Below are 19,868 nucleotides of genomic sequence, written 5' to 3' on the forward strand. Positions count from 1 at the left end.
CAAGGGAGAAGCCGGAGCCGGACGGCCGGCTGGCGAAGGCCAACCGACCGGCCCCGGCTTCGTCGGGGGAGGATACTACCCGAATCCTTGTATCCCGGGCCCCCGGCGCGGATCCGGCCGCGCGTCCACGGGGGCTTGCGGGGTGTTCACGTCTCTCTCCTAGTCGGCCTGCATGCGGATGAAGGAGGGAATCTCGTACTCTCCCTCATCGAACCAGAAATCCTGGGAACCGGGCTGCGAGGCCGCGGCGCGCGGCGCGTTCACGGCCTGGGCCTGGACCTCGCGCATCTCGGGCTCGGCCGGTGCGGCGGGCGCGGCCGGGGCCTCGGAGGCCTGGGCCTTGATGCGCCGCTGCGGCGTGGCGATCTCCTGGGGAGCGCCCTGCTCGCGCCGCTTCTTGGCCCGCAGGAACGCGGGGATCTCCAGGTCCTTGTCCCCGCGCGCCGTGTCCAGCCCGCCCTCGACCACGGTGGAGCGGCGGGTGGCCGCGCGGCCGGTGTTGAACTGGGTGATCTTCCCGGCGCGGCCGCCCTGGCGGGCCAGGAGGCTCGCCAGGCGCTCGTCCTGCACCGGAGGAGCGGCCTGCTGCACCGAGGACTCGATACCCGTGGCGATGACCGTGATGCGCATCTCGTCCCCGGCGTCCTGGTCGAAGACCGTGCCGAAGTAGATGCGCGCGTCCTCGTCCGCGGCCTCGGAGATGGTGCTGGCGGCCTCGCTGACCTCGTCGATGGTGAGATCGGGCCCGCAGGTGATGTTAAGGAGCACGCCCTTGGCCCCGTCGATGGACACGTCCTCAAGCAGCGGGCTGGTGATGGCCTTCATGGCGGCCTCGCGCGCGCGGGCCTCGCCCCGGGCGATGCCCGTGCCCATCATGGCCAGGCCCATCTCGCTCATCACGGCCTTCACGTCGGCGAAGTCCAGGTTGATGAGGCCGGGGACCATGATCAGGTCCGAGATGCCCTTGACCGCGAAGTACAGGACCTCGTCGGCCTTCTTGAGCATATCCAGGAAGGTGGCCTTCTTGGACGCCAGGGACAGCAGCCGGTCGTTGGGGATGGAGATCAGGCTGTCCACGCTCTCGGCCAGGGCCTTGATGCCCTCTTCGGCGGCCTCCTGGCGGCGCTTGCCCTCGAAGTAGAAGGGCTTGGTGACCACGCCCACGGTGAGGGCCCCGACTTCCTTGGCGCAGCGCGCGATGACCGGCGCGGCGCCCGTGCCCGTGCCGCCGCCCATTCCGGCGGTGACGAAGACCATGTCCGAGCCTTCCAGGAAGGCGTTGATCTGGTCCACGCTCTCCAGGGCGGCGTTACGGCCGATGCCCGGATCCGCGCCCGCGCCCAGGCCCTTGGTCAGCTTTTCGCCAAGCTGCAGTTTGTGCTCCGCCTTGCTCTTGTTCAAGGCCTGCACGTCGGTGTTGGCCACGATGAACTCGACGCCCTTCAGAGCCGAGCAGATCATGTTGTTCACGGCGTTTCCGCCGCCGCCTCCGGCGCCAACCACTTTGATTTTCGCGCCGCTGTCGTTTTCCAGTTCGAGGTAGTCCATGAGTATCCTCCCTTCATGGGTTTGCCGGGCTGACCGGCGTTGCCTCGCTGATTCGCCTTATGTCGCGTCCACAAACCACTTGCGCATCTTGCCAAGGATGCGGTTGAAAGCTTTCTTGTCGTCGCGGATGCGGAAGTTCGCCTCTCCGCCCTCCTTGTGCGCCCCGTACATGAGCAGCCCCGTGGCCGTGGCGAACACCGGGCTGTTGACCACGTCCTTCAGCCCCCCCACCTCGCGGGGGTAGCCGATGCGGCAGGGCAGGTTGAATATCTGCTCGCCAAGCTCCTGCATGCCCTCGATGAGGGAGGTGCCGCCCGTGAGCACCACGCCCGCGGCGATCTTGTCCTTGAACCCGGAGCGGGACAGCTCCTGGTCGATGAGGGCCAGAATTTCCTCCACCCGGGGCTCGCAGATCTCGGCCAGGACCTGGCGCGAGAGCAGCCGGGGCTCGCGGTCGCCCACGCTGGGCACCTCGATGGTCTCGTCCGGGGGCACCATCTCGGCCAGGGCGCAGCCGTGGCGCTCCTTGATGAGCTCCGCGCTGGCCATGGGCGTACGCAGGCCGAAGGCGATGTCGTTGGTCAGGTTGGTGCCGCCAAGCGCCAGCACCGACGAATGCTTGATGGAGTCCTCAGAGAAGATGGCCAGGTCCGAGGTGCCGCCGCCCAGGTCCACGAGGGCCACGCCGATCTCCCGCTCCTCGGGGGTCAGCACGGCCTTGCTCGAGGCCAGGGCCTCCAGCACGATGTCCGAGACGTCCAGGCCGGAGCGGTGGCAGGAGCGCACGATGTTCTGGGCGCTGGTCACCGCGCCGGTGACGATGTGCACGTTGACCTCCAGGCGCACCCCGGCCATGCCCAGGGGGTCGTGGATGCCCTGCTGGTCGTCTACGATGTACTCCTGGGGCAGGATGTGGATGACCTCGCGGTCCAGGGGGATGGCCACGGCCTTGGCCGCGTCGATGACGCGCTCCACGTCGCGGGCAGTGACCTCGTCGCCCTTGACCGCGATGATCCCGTGGCTGTTGAAGCCCTTGATGTGGCTTCCGGCGATGCCAGCGTACACCGAACGGATGTCGCACCCGGCCATGAGTTCGGCCTCTTCAAGGGCCTTCTTGATGGACTGCACGGTCTGCTCGATGTTCACCACCACGCCCTTGCGCAGGCCGGTGGACGGGCTGGTGCCGATGCCCACGACGTCCACGCCCTCGGGGGTCAGTTCGCCCACCACCGCGCAGATCTTCGTGGTACCGATGTCCAGGCCGACTATAAGTTCGGATTTGGCCATGAGTTCATTCCTCCAAAAAATTGATGCAACGCGTTCAGGTCCGGACCCAGACCCTGCCGCCCAGTACACGGACCTCTTTGGTCCGGGCGTCCTCGCCCCTGCGCGCGAGGTCTTCCCAGACCTGGGAGAGCCGCGCCATGTTGCCGTCGAAATCCTCGTCCGCCACGCTGACGCGCAGCCCGCGATCCTCGAAATACAGTTCCATGCCGTCGGGCAGGAGCCGGAGCCAGGCGGCCTGGGCCCAGCGCACGGGCAGTCCCGCCCCGTCCAGGGCCGCCAGCCGCGCGGCAAGGCCGTCCACCCCGTCCCCGGCGGACTGATCCACCATCAGGAGCGGGCAGCCCGTGAACCTGTCCGCGTCCACGGCCGTGATGACGGAGCCGTCGGCCTCGGCGTAGCAGAGCCCCTTGCCCGTGCGCACGAAGTACGCGGGGGAGCGCTCGGTTACGACGATGGACAACCCGTCGGGCAACACCCGGCGCACGGCCACCCGCGCGGCCCAGGGGCTGGCGGCCACGCGCCCCTCCACGTCGGAGATGCGCAGCTCCAGGACGTTCTCCCCGGGCTCCACGCCCGCCAGGGTCAATATCTCCTCCCGGGTCAGGCGCACGTTGCCCGCGACCTCCACCCGGGTCAGGGCGAAGAACGGCGACACCGTGAGCCAGCGGAAGCCCATGAGCAGCCCCAGGCTCAGCGCGCCCACCAGGACCACCGCCAGGGTCAGGCCCCCGGCCCAGAGCAGGGCGCGGCCGGGACGCAGGCGCGGCCGGTCGGCCCCGCGCGGGCGGTTGCCGCGCACCGACGAGCGCCCCCTGCGTATGGCCGAAACCGCGCTCATGCCACCACCCTGACTTCCAGTTCCAGTTCCACGCCGAAGCGCTCCGCCACCGCTCCCCGGGCGGCCTCGATGAGCTCGAAGGCCTGCGCGGCCGTGCCGCCGCCCAGGTTGACCAGAAAATTCGCATGCAGGTCCGAGAAGGCCATGTCGCCCAGGCGCTGGCCCTTGAGCCCGGCCCGCTCCAGGAGCCTGCCCGCCGCGTCGCCCTCGGGATTCTTGAACACGCAGCCCGCGCTTTTGGCCGCCAGGGGCTGGGTGGCCTTCTTCCTGGCCAGGCAATCCGCGCCGTGGGCCAGGACGCTGCCCGCCTCGGCGCGGGCCAGGTCCAGCTCCACGGCCAGGACGATGAAAAAACTGTCCCAGGTCCGGGGCTCGAAATGGCGGTAGCCCATGTCCACGTCCGCGCGCCCCGCCCACCTCAGCCCGCAGCAGGGGCTGAACAGGAGCACCCGGGACACGCACCCGGCCATGTCCGCGCCGAAGGAGCCCGCGTTCATGGCCACGGCGCCGCCCACGCCCCCGGGGATGCCCGAGAGCCCGGCCAGCCCGGCCAAATCGTGCTTGGCGCACCAGGCCAGCAGCCGGGGCAGGCGCATGCCCGCGTCCACGTGCACGGTGACCCGCTCGCCGCTCTCGCGCACCACCCTGGGCCGTCCGGCCTCGGGCAGGCCGATGAGGGTCACGGGCAGTTCGCCGTCCGCGGCCAGAAGGTTGCTGCCCCAGCCCATGACCAGGGGCCTGCCGCCGATCTTCTCCAGAACGGCGGGCAGTTCGTCCAGGCCGCGCTCCGAATGGATGCGCACCTCGGCCAGGGCCGGTCCTCCCAGCCCCAGTGTGGTGCGCTCCCTCATGAGCGGTCCGGGCAGCACCTTCAAACCCATCATCAGACTCCCCGGCTCCCGGCGCGTTCCAGCCAGCCCACGCCGACCTGCCAGATGTTGCCCGCCCCCAGGGTCAGGAGCAGGTCGCCGGGGCGCAGCACCTCGGGCAGGGCCGCGCTCATGGCGTCGAAATCGTCGAAGAACAGCACCGGAGTCTCGGACACCTGGCGGATGCCCTGGGCCAGGCTCTGGCCGCTGACACCGGGGATGGGGGCCTCGCTGGCCGGGTAGATCTCCGTGAGCAGCAAGAGGTCCGCCAGGCCGAAGGCCCGGCAGAACTCGCCGAACAGGGCCTGGGTGCGCGTGAAGCGGTGGGGCTGGAATGCCACCACCAGGCGCTTGGCCGGGTAGCACTGGCGCGCCGTCTCCAGGGTGGCCAGGATCTCCGTGGGATGGTGGCCGTAGTCGTCCACCACCATCACGTCCCCGGCCTCGCCTTTGTGCTCGAAGCGGCGGCCCACCCCGCCGAACTTGGCCAGGGCCGCGATGATCACATCCTTGGCGATGCCCGCCTCGATGGCCACGCCGATGGCGCCCAGGGCGTTCAGGACGTTGTGGCGGCCGGGCTGGGCCAGGACCACCTCGCCCCAGGCCTCGCCGTCCAGGGTCACGTCGAAGCAGCTGGCGGCCTCGCACTCCCTGATCTCGGCCCGCAAGCGCGCGTCCTCGTCCTCGATGCCGTAGGTCATCACGGGGCGCTTGACCCGGGGCAGGATGTCCCGCACCACCGGGCTGTCCGCGCAGACCACGTTCAGGCCGTAGAAGGGGATGCCGTTCATGAACTCCACGAAGGAATCCTTGATGGCGTCGAGGTCCGGGTAGAAATCCATGTGGTCCAGGTCCACGTTGGTGACCACGGTGACGATGGGCTTCAAGCAGAGGAACGAGCCGTCGGACTCGTCGGCCTCGGCGATGAGGTATTCGCCGCCGCCGAGCATGGCGTTGGAGCCGAAGGTGTTCAGCCTGCCGCCGATGATCACCGTGGGGTCCATGGCCGCCTCGGTGAAGATGGTGGCCAAAAGCGACGTGGTGGTGGTCTTGCCGTGGGTTCCGGCCACGGCGATGCCCGTGCGCAGGCGCATCAGCTCGGCCAGCATCTCGGCCCGGGGGATCACGGCGATGCCCTTCTTGCGGGCCTCGCGCACCTCGGGGTTGTCCTCGGACACGGCCGTGGACTTGACCAGCACGTCGCACTCGCCCACGTTCTCCGCGGCGTGGCCCTTGTGGATCACGGCCCCGAGCCCGGCCAGCCTGCGCGTCACCGGGGTGTCCGCCAGGTCCGAGCCAGCGACCTCGTAGCCCATGTTCAGGAGCACCTCGGCGATGCCGTTCATGCCCGAGCCGCCGATGCCCACCATGTGTATCTTCTTGATCTTGTCCTTCATTATCCTTCCTTGCGATTCTTGCCCTCGGCCAGGGCCTCCACGGCGTCGGCCAGCACGGCCGCGGCCCGGGGCCTGCCCAGGGAGCGCGCTGCGCGGCCCATCTCCGTGAGCCTGCCGGGCGCTGTAAACAGCGTGTCCAAAGATTTCGCCAGGTTCACTTCGCCCAGCAGGTTCTGGGCGAGGATCACGGCGGCCCCCTCCTTCTCCAGGTAGCGGGCGTTGGCCGTCTGGTGGTCGTGGGTGGCCAGGGGATACGGCACCAGCACGCTGGGCTTGCCCGTGACGGCCAGCTCGGCCACTGTGGTGGCCCCGGCGCGGCAGAGCACCAGATCGGCCCAGGCGTAGGCCCCGGCCATGTCCCGGATGAAGGCCTCCACCCGCGCGTCCGGCCCGGTCCAGCCCTCGGCCTCGTAGGCGGCGCGCACCTCGGCCAGGTCCGCCTCGCCGGTCTGGTGGAACATCTCGAAGCCCGCCTCGCGCAGGCCGCCGAGGGCCGCGCACACGGCCTTGTTCAGGGGCCGCGCGCCCAGGCTGCCGCCCAGGATCAGCAGGCGCTTGCCGCCTTCGCGCGTCTCGCCCGAAGCCTCGCCCAGGTCCACCAGGGCGCCGCGCACGGGGTTCCCCGTGATCTCGGCCCTGGCGGCGTCGAAAAATCCGTGGCCGTCCGGGAAGCTCAGGAACACGCGATCCACCCAGCGGCCCAGCAGGCGGTTGGCGCTGCCCGGGTAGCTGTTCTGCTCGTGCACGGCGCAGGGGATGCCGCGCATGGACGCGGCCAGCACCGGGGCGAAACCCGCGTAGCCTCCGAAGCCCAGCACCACCTCGGGCTTGAAGCCCAGCATCAGCCACCAGCAGCGGACCACGGCCCGGCCCAGGCCCCAGAGAGCGCCCACGGCGCGCAGGCCCCGGCCCATGACCCCGCGCACGGGCAGGCCCAGAAAGCGCAGGCCCGCGGCCTCGGCGAACTCCCGCTCGCGGCCGTGGCAGCCGCCCACGAAGAGGATGTCCGCTTCCGGATGGCGGCGGCGCAACTCCTCGGCCACGGCCAGGGCCGGAAACACGTGGCCCCCGGTGCCGCCGGTGGTGATGACGACGCGCCGCATCAGACGCGCCTCCTGGAAAGATTCAGGAGCACGCCCACGCAGAAGCAGGACACCAGGAGGCTCGATCCGCCGTAAGAGAGGAACGGCATGGGCACGCCCTTGGGCGGGGCCATGCCCAGAACCACGGCCATGTTCAGCACCGCGCCGATGGCCAAAATCAGGGTCAGGCCGTAGCCCAGGAAGCGGTCCTGGGCGTCCTCCTGCGCCAGGCTGATCATGAAGGCCCGCCAGAGCAGCGCGCCCATGCAGACGAAGACCAGGGACACGCCGAGGAAGCCCAGCTCCTCGCCCACGATGGCCATGATGAAATCGTTGTGCGCCTCGGGCAGGAACAGGAGCTTCTGCCTGCCCGCGCCCAGTCCCTCGCCGGTCCAGCGGCCCGAGCCGAAGGCGAACAGGGACTGCACCAGCTGGTAGCCCGTGTCCTGGGCGTTGCCGAATGGGTCCAGGAACGCGGTCCAGCGTTTGATGCGGTAGGCGGACTGGGAAATGAGCAGGAAGGCGCAGCCCAGTCCCAGGACCATGGAGGCGAACAGATAGATGAGGCTGGTGCCGCCCACCAGGCTCATGAGGAACAGCAGCAGGCAGAGGAACACGGCCCCGCCGAAGTCCGGCTGCGCCAGCAGGAGCAGGCACAAAAAGCCCGTGGCCATGACCGGCGGCAGGAAGCCCACGCTGAAGGTCTTGATCTTGTCCTGCTTGTGGCTGAAGAAATAGGCCAGATAGAAGACCAGGGCCACCTTGGCGGCCTCCAGGGGCTGCACGGACAGGGGCCCCAGACGCAGCCAGCGCTTGGCCCCGCCGGCCTCGAATCCCAGGGACGTGAGCCAGGTCAAGAGCAGCAGGAGCACCACGATCCCCAGCGCCGGATAGGCCAGGCGGCGGAAGATCTCGCGGCGAACGAAGGCCGCCAGGACCATGAGCACCAGCCCGCACAGGGCGTACAGCGAATGACGGCGGAAGAAGATGTAGGCGTCGCCGTAGGAGCGCTCGGCCATGAAGCCGCTGGCGCTCATGACCATGATCAGGCCCAGGCCGACCAGGACCAGGGCGCTGGCCAACAGCGTCCAGTCCATGCGCCAGCGCACGGCGTGGCGGGGGGGCCCGCTTGCCTGGGCGGCCACGCTGCTCATTCGCCAAGCTCCTCGAAGATGCGCCTGAAATCCAGGCCCCGCTGTTTGTAGTTCTTGTACAGGTCGAAGCTCGCCGTGGCCGGGGACAGGAGCATCACGTCGCCCTGCTCGGCCCAGGTCATCAGGCGATGCACGGCCTTCTCCAGCGCCGGCTCCCAGGCCAGGGGCACGTGCCCGGCCCAGGCCTTCTCGAAAATCTCGCGGCTGTCGCCGAACAGGCACACGGCCTTGACCTTGCGCCGAATCAGCGGGGCCAGGGCGGCCAGATCGCCGCCCTTGTACACGCCGCCCGCCAAGAGCAGCACCGGGGCATCGAAGGTCTCCAGGGCGGCGGCCAGAGCGTCCACGGTGGTGGCCTTGGAGTCGTTGATGAAGCGCACGCCCCGCCGCTCGCCCACCAGCTCCAGGCGGTGGGGATAGGGCTCGAACCCGTCCAGGGATTCGCGCATGCCGCGCTCGGTGATCCCGAAGCGCTTCACGGCCTGGAACACGGCCTCCATGTTGGACTGGTTGTGGGCCCCGGGCAGGCACTCGGACTCGAAGCGGTCCGTGGACTCGAACCAGTGGATGCGGGCGCGGGTGAAGTAGTAGTCCTCCAGCTTGTCGCGCATGGCCGCGGGCAGCACGGCCAGGTCCTCGGAGTGCATGTTGGCGAACATGTTCAGCTTGGCCCGCAGGTATTCCTCCATGCTCGCGTGGTGGTCCTGGTGGTCCGGGGCGAAATTGAGCAGCACGCCCACCTCCGGACGGAAGGTGGTGCAGGCCTGGGCCTGGAAGCTGGAAACCTCCAGCACCAGCACGTCGGCGGCCTCGCCGGACAGGACGTGCTCGCACAGGGGCGTGCCGATGTTGCCGCCCAGGAACACGGAGTGGCCCTCCCTGCGGAGAATGTGCGCGGCCAGTCCCGAGGACGTGGTCTTGCCGTTGGTGCCCGTGACCGCCAGGATGCGGCCCCGGGCGAAGCGGTAGCCCAGCTCCATCTCGGAGATGACCTCGGGCCCTCCGGCGGCGGGCAGGAGCGCCTTGATCCTGGCCAGGGGCACGCCCGGGGACAGGATCACCATGTCCGCGCCGGCGAACTGCTCGGGCGAGTGCTCGCCCAGCAGCAGCTCCACGCCCAGGGGCTCCAGTTCGGCGGCCTCGGCGGGCGGGGTCTGGCTGCGCTCCAACAGGCGCACCTTCGCGCCCCGGTCCACGGCCAGGCGGGCGGCGGAGCGGCCCGACGTCCCGGCGCCGACCACGGCCACGGTGCTGTTCTTCATATCTGCGCGAGCGTCCATCGTCCCTACCTCAACTTCAGGGTGGACAGGGCCATCAGCCCCAGGAGGATGGAAAGAATCCAGAACCGGATGATGATCTTGGATTCCGGAATGCCCTTCAATTCGAAATGGTGGTGCAGGGGGGCCATGCGGAAGATGCGCTTGCCCCCGGTGAACTTGAAGTAGCCCACCTGCAGGATCACCGAGAGGGTCTCCACCACGAACAGGCCGCCCACGATGACCAGGATCAGCTCGTGCTTGCAGAGCACGGCCACGAACCCCAGGCTGCCGCCGATGGACAGGGAGCCCACGTCGCCCATGAAGACCTGCGCGGGGTAGGCGTTGTACCAGAGGAAGCCCAGGCCCGCGCCCACCAGGGCCCCACAGAACACGGCCACCTCGCCCATGCCGGGGATGCTGGCGATCTGCAGGTACTTGGCGATGGCCGCGTGGCCCGTGGCGTAGACGAAGACCGCGAAACAGGCCCCGGCCACGATGCTCGGGCCGATGGCCAGGCCGTCCAGGCCGTCGGTGAGGTTCACGCCGTTGGACGCGCCCACCACCACCAGCACGGCGAAGGGGATGTAGAACCAGCCCAGATCCGGCCTGAGCGACTTGAAGAACGGGAAGAACAGGTGCGTGTCGTAGGCGGGCTGCTGCACCAGGAGGTACAGGGCCACCCCGGCCACGATGATCTGCAGGCCGAACTTTGCCGTAGCCGAGAGGCCTTTGTTGTGCTTCTTGGCCACCTTCAACCAGTCGTCCAGAAAGCCCACGGCCCCGAAGCCCGTGAAGACCAACAGCGCCAGCCAGATGTAGACGTTGGTCAGGTCCGCCCAGAGGAACACGCCCAGCAGCACGCCGAAGCCCATGAGCAGGCCGCCCATGGTGGGGGTCCCGGCCTTGTGCATGTGGCCGCTGACGTCCTCGTGGATCTCCTGGCCGAATTTCACGCGCTTGAGCCAGCGGATGAACATCGGCCCCACCACGATGGTCACCAGGAGCGCCGTCAACAGCGCCCACACCGACCGGAAGGTGATGTAGCGGAAGACGTTGAAGATGCCCACTTCGCTGGAAAGCGGATACAGCAGATTGTAGATCACTCGGCGTCCTCCCCTGCGGCGTCCGTCATGGCGGACACGAAACGCTCCATCCTGCAGGACCTGGAACCCTTGACCAGCATCACGCCGCCCGCGAGCTCCAACTCCTTCAAATTCGCCCGCAGATCGCGCGGGTCCCCGATCTTCCTCAGCCCGTGGGCGCAGCCGCCCCGGGCCAAGCCCTCGGCCACGGCGTCGCCCTGTCCCTGGTGCCAGAACACGGCGGCCGCCTTGCTCGCGGCAAGGTGTTCGCCCAGTTCGCGGTGCAGGTCGGCGGCCCCGGGGCCCAGTTCCTTCATCTCGCCGAGAACCAGCACCAGGGGCCCGTCGCCGGCCAGCTCCCCCGCGTTGTCCACGGCGTTGCGCATGGACAGGGGATTGGCGTTGTACGTGTCGTCGATGACGGTCCAGGCCCCGGCGCGCATGACCTGGAAGCGGTGCTCGGGCACGCCCGCGGCCTTGATGCCCGCCACCACGTCCCCGGCCGTTGCGCCCAGGCCGTGGGCCACGGCGGCGGCCGCCGCCATGTTCTCGGCGAAATAGCGGCCCGTGAACGGGGCCGAAAACTCCACGCCGTCGCCGCACAGGGACAGGGCGAAACGCCCGCCGCCCCGCCCGTCCGGGCCCAGGTAGCTCCCCGCGTAGGGGGCCGCGGCGTCCCTGGCCGTGAAGCCCACCGCCCCGGGGGCCAGTTCCCTGGCGCGCTCCCAGAGCAGGGGGTAGTCCACGCTGGCCACGGCCGTGCCGCCCGGGGCCAGGTACTTGAAGACGTCGCTCTTGTGCCGGGCCACGCCTTCCAGCCCGCCCAGGCCTTCCAGGTGCGCGGGGCCGATGTTGGTCACCACGGCCACATCGGGCCGGACCATGGCCGCCAGCTCGTCCATGTCCCGGGGCTGGCTGATGCCCAGCTCCAGGACCCAGAACCGCTCGCGGCCCGTGAGCCCCAGCATGCACAGGGGCACGCCCAGCTGGTTGTTGTGGTTCTTGTAGTTCTTGCCCGTGTCGCCCAGGCGCTCCAGGATGCAGGCGAGCATTTCCTTGGTGGTGGTCTTGCCCGCCGAGCCGGTCACGGCCACCACGGTGGCCTTGCTGGCCGCGCGCCAGGCCGCGCCAAGGGCGCCCAGGGCCTCCAGCACGTCGCGCACCATGAACACGGGAACCCGGCCCTCGATCTCCGGCAGGGGCCGGGTGGCCACCACGGCCAGGGCCCCGGCACCCACGGCGCGGCCCGCGAACTCGTGGCCATCGAAGTTCTCGCCCGCCAGGCAGAAGAACAGTTCGCCCGGGCGCACCAGCCGGCTGTCCGTGCACACGCCCGCCAGGGTCGTGTCCGCTCCGGTCCCGATGTCGCCCAGCGCGCCCATGGCGGCGGCGGCCTGTGCGAGGGTCACATTCAGCAAGCCAGCTCCCGTACGACCTCGGCGTCGTTGAAATGCGTGCGCACGCCCTTGACCTCCTGATAGGTCTCGTGGCCCTTTCCCGCGATGACCAGGACGTCGCCGGGCTGCATGGCGTCCAGCGCCAGGGCGATGGCCTGGGCCCGGTCCGGGTCCTCGATGACCTCGGCGCACCCGGACAGGCCGGGGCGCACGTCGTCCATGATGGCCCCAGGCTCCTCGTCGCGGGGGTTGTCCGAGGTCAGCACGGCCACGTCGCAGTAGCGGCACACGGCCTCGCCCATGAGGGGGCGCTTGGCCTTGTCGCGGTTGCCGCCGCAGCCGAACACGCAGAACAACCGGCGGAAATCCAGCTCCCGCACCGAGGAGAGCACGTTCTCCAGGGCGTCGGGGGTGTGGGCGTAGTCCACGAACACGTCCAGGCCGCGCGCGTTCCGCACGCGCTCCAGGCGGCCGGGCACGCCCGTGAAGTCCTCCAGCGCCTTCAGGTGCCGGGGCCTGAGGCCCAGGGCCAGGCCCACGGCCTGGGCCGTGAGCAGGTTGGAGGCGTTGTGGCGGCCGATGAGGGGCGAGTTGAGCACCCAGGAATCCGCGCCGTAGTGCATCTCCAGCTCCAGGCCGCGCGAGGAGCTGGTCTTGATGCGCCCGGACAGGCCGGGGCCCGGGCCCATGCTCGGGTAGTACAGGCCGTAGCCCACGCAGTTCTCGCAGCGGGTCAGCAGCATGCGGCCGTAGGCGTCGTCGGCGTTGACCACCGCGGCCTTGCCGGGCTTGGGCCAATCCTCGAAGAGCCGGGCCTTGGCCCGGAAATAGGCGTCCATGGTCTTGTGGTAGTCCAGGTGGTCCTGGGTCACGTTGGTCAGGGCGGCCACGTCGAAGTCCAGGCCCCAGACGCGGTCCTGGTCCAGGGCGTGGGAGGAGACCTCCATGACCACGGTGTCCACGCCCGCGGCGGCCATGTTGGCCAAGAGCTCGTGCAGCTGCCAGCAGTCCGGGGTGGTCATGGACGCTTCCAGGTTGAACCCGGGCCAGCGGTAGCTCACCGTGCCCACCACGCCGACCTTGCGCCCGGCCTTGGCCAGGAGGTGCTCCAGCATGTAGCTCACGGTGGTCTTGCCGTTGGTGCCCGTGACGCCGATGACGGTCAGGCCCAGCTTGCGCGTGGAGAAGCGCGCGGCCGCCAGCTCGCCCAGGGCGCGGCGGGGGTTGTCGTGCTCCACCAGCTGCGCCGCGCAGCCGGCCGGGAACCGGGCGCCCGACCGGGCCACCACGAAGGCGGCCCCGCGCGCCACGGCGTCGGGAATGAAGGCCCCGCCGTCGGCCTTGGCCCCGGGCATGGCCACGAAGACCTCGCCCGGGCGCACCTGGCGGGAATCCGTGCGCACCATCAGGCCGCCCGCGACCTTGCGCAGCAATTCCTCCCACATGACCACGTCCCGGCCCTCAGCTCCGGTCCGGAGGGTCGCCGAGCCAGAGGACGCAGGCGCGTCCCCGCTGCGGCCAGGGACGGCCCGAAGGGGGGTCCTGCTTGCGGACGACGACGCCGTCCCCCCGGAAATCCGGGACGGTTCCGGCATCGGCGAATATCTCAACGGCCCGCCGGACGGACAGGCCAACGACATCCGGTACGGTACGCCCCACCTTCCGAATTTCAGGGCGAAGGCCGTCGACCGCAGCCATCCCGACACGATGTCCGTCATCATTCCCATTGTTCTGTCCTCCATCTGCAATGGCCCGCGCCGCCTCCACGGACGGCTCGGGCAGCTTGCCCAGCTGCGCCAGGGTCTGTATGGCGATGTCCCGCACCGCCGGCGCGGCGACAACGCTGCCGTAGTGGTGCGGCTGGGGCTCGTCGACCATGACCTGGATGAGATATTGCGGCTTGTCCGCCGGAATCAGGGCCACGAAGGACGCCAGGTATTCGTCCCCGTAGCCGCCCGAGGGCGAGGCCTTCTGGGCCGTGCCGGTCTTGCCGCCCACGGGCAGGCCCTCGATGCGCGCCGCGCGGCCCGTGCCCTCGCCCTCCACCACCTCGCGCAGCATGGACAGCACCTCGCGGCAGACGTCGGGGTGCAGCACCTCGGCGCCCTGCTGGGGTCCGGTTCCGTCGCGCAGGATGCGAAGCGGCGTGTAGACGCCGCCCCTGGCCAAGCAGAGATAGGCCTCCGCCAGCTGCAGGGGGGTCACGGCCACGCCCTGTCCAAAGGAAATGTTGGCCGTATCCACCTGGGTCCAGGCATCGGCCTCGCGCAGGATGCCCCGGCTTTCGCCAGGCAGGGGCAGGCCCGGGCGTCTGCCCAGGCCCAAACGGGACAGGTAGCCGTACAGGCGCTCGGCCCCGAGGTCCAGGCCGATTTTCGCGGCTCCGATGTTGGAGGACAGGGTGATGATCTCGCGCACCGTGAGCTTGCCGTACTTGTGGGTGTCGCGGATCACGGCCCCGGGAACCTCCCACTTGCCGTTCTCGCAGAAATACGTGTTCCCGGGCTTGATCACACCTTCCTGCAGGGCGGCGGCCACCACGAAGGGCTTGAGGGTCGAGCCCGGCTCCAGGGCGTCCAGGGCGATGCGGTTACGCCACACGCCCGGCCCGCTCTGGCGGTAGATGTTGGGATTAAAGAAGGGATACTGGGCCCAGGCCAGGATTTCCGCGCTGGCCACGTCTACCACCAGGCAGGTGCCGTTGGCGGCCTTGTTCCCGGTTACGGCCCGCTCCAGGGCCGCCTCGGCCACGGCCTGGATGTCCGCGTCGATGGTCAGATCCACGTCCTGCCCGCTCTGGGCGGCCTCGTCCGTGGCCCCGTCCAGATACAGGGTCCGGCCCCGGGCGTCGCGCTGGACGACGGCGCGGTCGGTCCTGGCGGCCAGGGCCTTGTCCATGGAGCGCTCCATGCCCTCCAGGCCCTCGCCGTCGTAGCCCGTGAAGCCCAGCAGCTGTCCGGCCAGGGAGCCGTTGGGGTAGATGCGCTTGTACTCGTCCACCAGGTGCACGCCGGGGAGGTCCAGGCCTTCCACCAGGGCGGCCTCGCGGTCCCCCACCTGGCGCGCCAGCCACTCGAAGGGGCGGCGGGAGCGCAGGTCGCGGGCCACGTCGTGGGAGGGCAGGCCCAGCACCCGGCCGAGCCGGACCGCGGCCTCGGCCGGATCCTTGATCTCGGCGGGGCGCACGAACACCGAGCGGCATTCCACGCTCTGGGCCAGCACCCGGCCCTTGCGGTCCATGATCCTGCCGCGCTCGCCGCTCACGAATTCGCTGGCCAGATGCTGCCGACGGGCCATGGCCGACAGTTCGTCGCCCTTGAGCACCTGGACCTGGAAGGCCCGGCCCCAGAGCGCGATCCAGGCCAGGCCGAAGAGCACCGCCACCGCCGCCAGACGAATACCGGCCCAATCCCGGTTTCTGACGTGTCGCGGTGCGTACTTGGCAACCATGAACCTACTCCTGTGATGGCTTGTCGGCGCCCGGCGTCTTGGCGGGCAACCGCCTGAGCCGCCCCTGGCCGGCGGGCTCGAGTCCGAACTCGGCCGCCCTGGCCCTGAGCCTGTGTGGCGACAGCAAGCTGTCGCGCTCCATTTCCAGCCTGGTCACCAGGGAGCTCGCCGAGTCCAGTTCGCCCTGCAATGTCTTGAGGTCGTAGGCCAGGCCCACGCGCTCGATATTGCACAGGACCACGCCCAGCCCCAGGGCCAGGACCAGCGCCCCCATCACCGCGATCCACCAGCGAACGGACCTCACCGGGTCCCCCCCGAAGGAGGCGCCAGCTTCTCGGCCACCCTGAGCTTGGCGCTGCGCGCCCTGGGATTCGCATCCCGCTCGGCCTCGGTGGCTGTGACAGGCTTTCTTGTCAGTATCCGCAGTTGCGGGACATGCCCGCAGGTGCAAATGGGAACCTCTTTCGGACAGAGGCATCCCTTGGCCTCCCGCTGGAATGCGCGCTTGACGATCCGGTCCTCCAGCGAGTGGAAGGAAATGACCGCCAGCCGCGCTCCGGGCTTCAGGAAAGGCAGTATCCCAGTGACGTATTCCTGAAGCTCGTCCAGTTCCCCGTTGACCTCCATGCGCAGCGCCTGGAAGGTCCGGGTAGCCGGGTGGTTCCGCGCCTTGGCCCGCATTTTCGGCGGGTAGGCATTTTCAACTATGGCCGCCAACTCCAGGGTGGTTTCGATGGGCTTTTTCTCCCGGGCCCGGATGATGGCCCGGGCGATGCGCCCCCCCTGGGGTTCTTCGCCAAAGCGGCCGATAATCAATTTCAGGCGCTCTTCGGACGCCGTATTCACTATTCTGCTCGCCGGGGCCTGTCCGTCGGCGTGCCCCATGCGCATGTCCAGGGGGCCGTCGTGGATGAAGCTGAAGCCCCGCTCGGGGTCGTCCAGCTGCATGGAGGAAACCCCCACGTCCACCAGGGCGCCGTCCAGCTCATCCCAGCCGATCTCGGCCAGGGCGCCCGCGAAGCGGCTGAAGCGCGTCTGGGCGAAGCGGACCCTGTCCCCGAACCGGGCCAGGCGCGTGCGGGCCAGCTCCAGGGCCTGGGCGTCGCGGTCCAACCCCAACACCTCGGCCTTGCCGCCCGAGCGCTCCATGAGCCCCTCGGTGTGCCCGCCCAGTCCCAGGGTTCCGTCCAGGAACCGCATGCCCGGCGCGGGCCTCAAATAGTCAATGACCTCGTCGAACAGGACGGGGACGTGCCGCTCGGCGGGTGCCTTCCCGTCTTGTTCGCTCATGCCCGTCTCCTACAACCGAAGCTCGAAGCCCTTGTCCGCGAGATCGGCCATATCCTCGTCAAAGCTCTCTTCCATCTCGCGGCGCTTGGTCTCGAACAGGCCGCGATCCCAAATCTCGAACTTCTTGCCCACTCCGGCCACGACCACGTCCTTGCCGAGCCCCGCGTATTCGCGCAGGTGGGGCGGAATGAGCACGCGCCCCTGCTTGTCCAGGAAGACCTCGGTGGCACCGGAGATGAAGAAGCGCTGGAAATTGCGCAGACGCTTGTCCAGACCGTTGATGCGGTTGAAGCTCTCCTCGATGCGTTCCCACTCGGGCAGCGGGTAGGCCATCACGCAGCCGTCGAAATTGGTCAGCATCAGAGACCCCTCGGAACCGAGGGAAGCCGCGACCTCCCTGAACTCCGGGGGAATCATCAGCCGCCCCTTGGGGTCCAGGCTGCGGTTGGAATGGCTTCTGAACATGCGCATTGGTCTTACACTTCTTCCCACTTTTTACCACTATCTACCACCAGACCGTGGGCGCATGCAAGGAAATTCCAGCGGGAGAGTTGAGTTTTCTAGAAATTATTTAGAGAAAATATCAAAAAGTAAAGGTCCACGGTTGACAATCCGCTGAAAAAACAGAAGGGATAGGCGTAAGTCCGGCCGCGCACGTGGAAACGGGAAACCGGAGACCGCAGGACCGCCGTCATCCGCCTGGAAACGGGGAGACGGCGTGGAAACCTCGCCCGGCCCCTCCGGCCGGGCACGCGGAGGACACCAGCACGAGGCCGCCCGGGAAGCCCGATGGGGTGGGACGGACGGCCCGGAAAGCAGCCACGAGGTCATGCCCAATGTGTTCCCTGAAGACCACGCTCAAATCCAACATCGTCGACAACCTCGCCGAGGAATACTACCAGATCAGCCTGGACATCCTGGCCAGCTTTCCCAAGTTCAGGCCGCCCTTGAACCTGTACGTGCTCAAGGAAGACACGGCCCAGATCCTGCTCTTCGAGAAGCAGGGGGACCGCATGGACACGGCCAAGCAGGAGCAGCTGGCCGAGCTGTGCAAGGAAGGCAACATATTCGTGGCCCGCAGCGACCACTCCATCTATTCCAAGCACATCGCCAAGCAGCTGGACCTGGTGCTGGTGGACGAGAACTTGAAGGAAGGCGAGATCGCCGAGATATTCTCCTACGCCCTCACGGACCGCATCGCCGAATTCCTGGAGCAGCCCGTGAAGCCCGTGTTCACCAAGCTCTACAACGACCTCATGGTGCTCACGGAATATCTCTGGAACGACCTGAACCGCATCCGGGCCCTGGTGCGGCGCATGCACAAGGAGCACACCCTGGAGAACCACAGCTTCAACACCGGCGTGCTGGGGCTGTGGTTGTTCGAGAAGATGCGCCCGGGAGGCTCCAACCGCCGCGACTACGACAAGGTCGCCCTGTCCCTGTTCCTGCACGACATGGGCATGGCCAAGATTCCCCCGTTCATCCGCGAGAAGGCCAAACCCCTGACCCAGGACGAACGCGCCAAGGTCAACATGCATCCGCTGCTCGGCTCCAAGATGGCCCTCAAGCTGGGGCTACAGTTCGACGAGATGCAGCAGTGCATCATGGAGCACCACGAACGCCTGGACGGCAGCGGCTATCCCAACAAGCTCAAGGAGATATCCTTCCTGGGCACCCTCTGCGCGGTGGTGGACTCCTACTGCGCCATGACCACCAAGCGGCCCTTCGCCGAGGCCATGGATCCCAAGGAGGCCGCCATGCAGATCTCCCAGGCCGAGGGCAAATACACCCAGAAGATGGCCAAGCACATCCTCGAGGCCCTGTACTCGGAAAAGCTCTAGATTTCCCCGCGCAAAACGAACCAAGGCCGGAGGGACGTCCCTCCGGCCTTGGTCTTTTCCGATTTCCGAAACCCGGGCGGCTATACCTGGGGGTCGCCGGGATAGGCGGGGTTGACCTTGCCCGTGAGCTGCTCCAGGGCCACGCGCACCACGGCCGTGTATTCCAGGACCTTGGGGTCGTAGGAGTCCACGGGGCCGCCGTGCTGGGCCATGATCACGTCCAGGGCCCGGGCCTTGTCCTGCGGGTCCGTGAGCACCTCGGCGCGGCCGAAGCCGGTGACGGAGGTGTAGTGGGTGGTGAAGCCGCAGCCCTTTTCCGCGCGGATCAGCTCGCTGTCCACCACCGTGGCGAAGCTCACCAGCCCGTTGGCGCGGATGCAGTCCATCTTGCGGCCCTTGGCCGCGCCGTGGAAGTACACGGCCCCGTCCCGGTAGCCGAAGTTCACGGTGGCCACGTACGGCCGTTCGCCGTCCCACAGGCCGAGCTGCATGGTCAGGCAGCTCGTGAGCAGCGCCTCCACCCTGGCCTTGTCCTTGATCTCGCGTTTCTCGTGCCGCATGTCATAACTCCTTGGTGATGTTGGCTAAGAGGGTGTCCAGCAGAGGCTCCAGGGCCGCGATGCCCGCCGCGCCCCGGCGCAGCTGACCCACGGTCTGCACGAAGGGCGCGGGAGCCAGCTCGTCGGCGCAATTGGTGATGAGCAGGTCCATGCTTTCCCGCGTGGTCTCCAGGTGGAATTGCAGCCCCGCCACCCGGTCGCCCAGGGCGAAGGCCTGGTTGGCGCAGGCCGCGCTCCCGCCCAGGCGCACTGCGCCCGGAGGAATGGCGAAGGTGTCCCCGTGCCAGTGGAAGGCCGGGAAGACCCGGGGGAACCCGTCGAACACGGAGGATTCGCCCTCCCCCGAGCGGGTCACCGGGAACCAGCCGATCTCGCGGCCCGCCGGGTTGGGCTCAACCTCCGCGCCCAGCGCCCGGGCCATGAGCTGCGCCCCCAGGCACACGCCGAGCACCGCGCGCCCGGCGTCCATGGCCCGGAGCAGGCAATCCTGTTCCGCGCGCAGCCAGGGCAAGCGCCCCTCGTCGCGCACGCCCATGGGCCCGCCCATGGCCACCAGCAGGTCCGCGTCCCCGGACTCCGGCAGGGGCTCGCCCGCGAAGACCCGCGTCCTGTGCAGCTCGTGGCCGTGCTCCCCGGCCCAGCGCGCGATGGCCCCGGGCCCCTCGAAGGGCACGTGTTCCAATGTCCGAATCCGCATCGCCTCTCTCCTTGTCTCCGGCCGCCCGGCCGTGGGCGGCACGCGTTTACATTGACGCACCTCGCTGTTAATTGAACAGATGCAATTCATATGAACAGCAACCTTAACAGACTTGGA

General features: G+C 68.7%; 18 protein-coding genes. 1 reads left to right on the forward strand and 17 read right to left on the reverse strand.

Going from position 1 to position 19,868, the window contains the following annotated elements; all coding sequences use genetic code 11:
• Window positions 1–159 precede the first annotated feature (159 nt).
• Genes ftsZ through mraZ form a run of 15 tightly spaced genes read right to left on the reverse strand, consistent with a single transcriptional unit; the run spans window position 160 to window position 17,118 of the window.
• Window positions 160–1,548 (reverse strand): cell division protein FtsZ, encoded by a 1,389-nt coding sequence (gene ftsZ / locus ACYYG1_RS00270; protein ID WP_461208258.1) that lies wholly within the window; start codon window positions 1,546–1,548, stop codon window positions 160–162.
• 57 nt (window positions 1,549–1,605) lie between these two features.
• Entirely contained in the window at window positions 1,606–2,835 is a 1,230-nt protein-coding gene (ftsA, locus tag ACYYG1_RS00275) for a cell division protein FtsA (RefSeq protein WP_461208259.1), read from the reverse strand.
• Between the two features lie 34 nt (window positions 2,836–2,869).
• Window positions 2,870–3,673 (reverse strand): cell division protein FtsQ/DivIB, encoded by an 804-nt coding sequence (locus ACYYG1_RS00280; protein WP_461208260.1) that lies wholly within the window; start codon window positions 3,671–3,673, stop codon window positions 2,870–2,872.
• The gene (gene murB / locus ACYYG1_RS00285; RefSeq protein ID WP_461208507.1) at window positions 3,670–4,554 is read right to left on the reverse strand and encodes a UDP-N-acetylmuramate dehydrogenase; all 885 of its coding nucleotides are present in this window, start codon (window positions 4,552–4,554) and stop codon (window positions 3,670–3,672) included. The genes ACYYG1_RS00280 and murB overlap by 4 nt, the downstream gene beginning before the upstream one ends.
• A gap of 2 nt (window positions 4,555–4,556) precedes the next feature.
• Window positions 4,557–5,939: a UDP-N-acetylmuramate--L-alanine ligase gene (gene murC, locus ACYYG1_RS00290; RefSeq protein WP_461208261.1), complete on the reverse strand. Its 1,383-nt coding sequence runs from the start codon at window positions 5,937–5,939 to the stop codon at window positions 4,557–4,559.
• A complete protein-coding gene (gene murG, locus ACYYG1_RS00295; protein ID WP_461208262.1) occupies window positions 5,939–7,042 on the reverse strand; it encodes an undecaprenyldiphospho-muramoylpentapeptide beta-N-acetylglucosaminyltransferase in 1,104 nt (367 codons plus the stop codon). The genes murC and murG overlap by 1 nt, the downstream gene beginning before the upstream one ends.
• The gene (gene ftsW / locus ACYYG1_RS00300; protein ID WP_461208263.1) at window positions 7,042–8,175 is read right to left on the reverse strand and encodes a putative lipid II flippase FtsW; all 1,134 of its coding nucleotides are present in this window, start codon (window positions 8,173–8,175) and stop codon (window positions 7,042–7,044) included. Before ftsW ends, murG begins: the two co-directional genes overlap by 1 nt.
• Window positions 8,172–9,437 (reverse strand): UDP-N-acetylmuramoyl-L-alanine--D-glutamate ligase, encoded by a 1,266-nt coding sequence (murD, locus tag ACYYG1_RS00305; RefSeq protein WP_461208264.1) that lies wholly within the window; start codon window positions 9,435–9,437, stop codon window positions 8,172–8,174. Before murD ends, ftsW begins: the two co-directional genes overlap by 4 nt.
• A 23-nt stretch (window positions 9,438–9,460) precedes the next feature.
• The gene (gene mraY / locus ACYYG1_RS00310) at window positions 9,461–10,537 is read right to left on the reverse strand and encodes a phospho-N-acetylmuramoyl-pentapeptide-transferase (RefSeq protein ID WP_461208265.1); all 1,077 of its coding nucleotides are present in this window, start codon (window positions 10,535–10,537) and stop codon (window positions 9,461–9,463) included.
• Window positions 10,534–11,925 (reverse strand): UDP-N-acetylmuramoyl-tripeptide--D-alanyl-D-alanine ligase, encoded by a 1,392-nt coding sequence (locus ACYYG1_RS00315; RefSeq protein WP_461208508.1) that lies wholly within the window; start codon window positions 11,923–11,925, stop codon window positions 10,534–10,536. The genes mraY and ACYYG1_RS00315 overlap by 4 nt, the downstream gene beginning before the upstream one ends.
• A gap of 2 nt (window positions 11,926–11,927) precedes the next feature.
• A complete protein-coding gene (locus ACYYG1_RS00320) occupies window positions 11,928–13,358 on the reverse strand; it encodes a UDP-N-acetylmuramoyl-L-alanyl-D-glutamate--2,6-diaminopimelate ligase (protein WP_461208266.1) in 1,431 nt (476 codons plus the stop codon).
• A gap of 16 nt (window positions 13,359–13,374) precedes the next feature.
• On the reverse strand, window positions 13,375–15,363 hold the full coding sequence (locus ACYYG1_RS00325) for a penicillin-binding transpeptidase domain-containing protein (protein WP_461208267.1): 1,989 nt from the start codon (window positions 15,361–15,363) through the stop codon (window positions 13,375–13,377).
• A gap of 4 nt (window positions 15,364–15,367) precedes the next feature.
• Window positions 15,368–15,667 carry an FtsB/FtsL family cell division protein gene (locus ACYYG1_RS00330; RefSeq protein WP_461208268.1) on the reverse strand — a complete coding sequence of 100 codons (300 nt, stop codon included), beginning with the start codon at window positions 15,665–15,667 and terminating at the stop codon, window positions 15,368–15,370.
• On the reverse strand, window positions 15,664–16,653 hold the full coding sequence (rsmH, locus tag ACYYG1_RS00335; protein ID WP_461208269.1) for a 16S rRNA (cytosine(1402)-N(4))-methyltransferase RsmH: 990 nt from the start codon (window positions 16,651–16,653) through the stop codon (window positions 15,664–15,666). Before rsmH ends, ACYYG1_RS00330 begins: the two co-directional genes overlap by 4 nt.
• Before the next feature lie 9 nt (window positions 16,654–16,662).
• Window positions 16,663–17,118, reverse strand: a complete 456-nt coding sequence (gene mraZ / locus ACYYG1_RS00340) for a division/cell wall cluster transcriptional repressor MraZ (RefSeq protein ID WP_461208270.1) — start codon at window positions 17,116–17,118, stop codon at window positions 16,663–16,665.
• Between the two features lie 371 nt (window positions 17,119–17,489).
• Between mraZ and ACYYG1_RS00345 the strand changes: the two genes are divergently transcribed.
• Complete coding sequence (locus ACYYG1_RS00345) at window positions 17,490–18,494, forward strand: HD-GYP domain-containing protein (RefSeq protein WP_461208271.1); 1,005 nt, start codon at window positions 17,490–17,492, stop codon at window positions 18,492–18,494.
• Between the two features lie 80 nt (window positions 18,495–18,574).
• On the opposite strand, the gene ACYYG1_RS00350 is transcribed toward ACYYG1_RS00345, so the two are convergent.
• Both ACYYG1_RS00350 and ACYYG1_RS00355 read right to left on the reverse strand, forming a co-directional pair.
• Window positions 18,575–19,054: a pyridoxamine 5'-phosphate oxidase family protein gene (locus ACYYG1_RS00350; protein WP_461208272.1), complete on the reverse strand. Its 480-nt coding sequence runs from the start codon at window positions 19,052–19,054 to the stop codon at window positions 18,575–18,577.
• A gap of 1 nt (window position 19,055) precedes the next feature.
• Window positions 19,056–19,751 (reverse strand): type 1 glutamine amidotransferase, encoded by a 696-nt coding sequence (locus ACYYG1_RS00355; protein ID WP_461208273.1) that lies wholly within the window; start codon window positions 19,749–19,751, stop codon window positions 19,056–19,058.
• Window positions 19,752–19,868: the final 117 nt, after the last annotated feature.

The organism is Desulfocurvus sp. DL1XJH-121 (assembly GCF_054819825.1).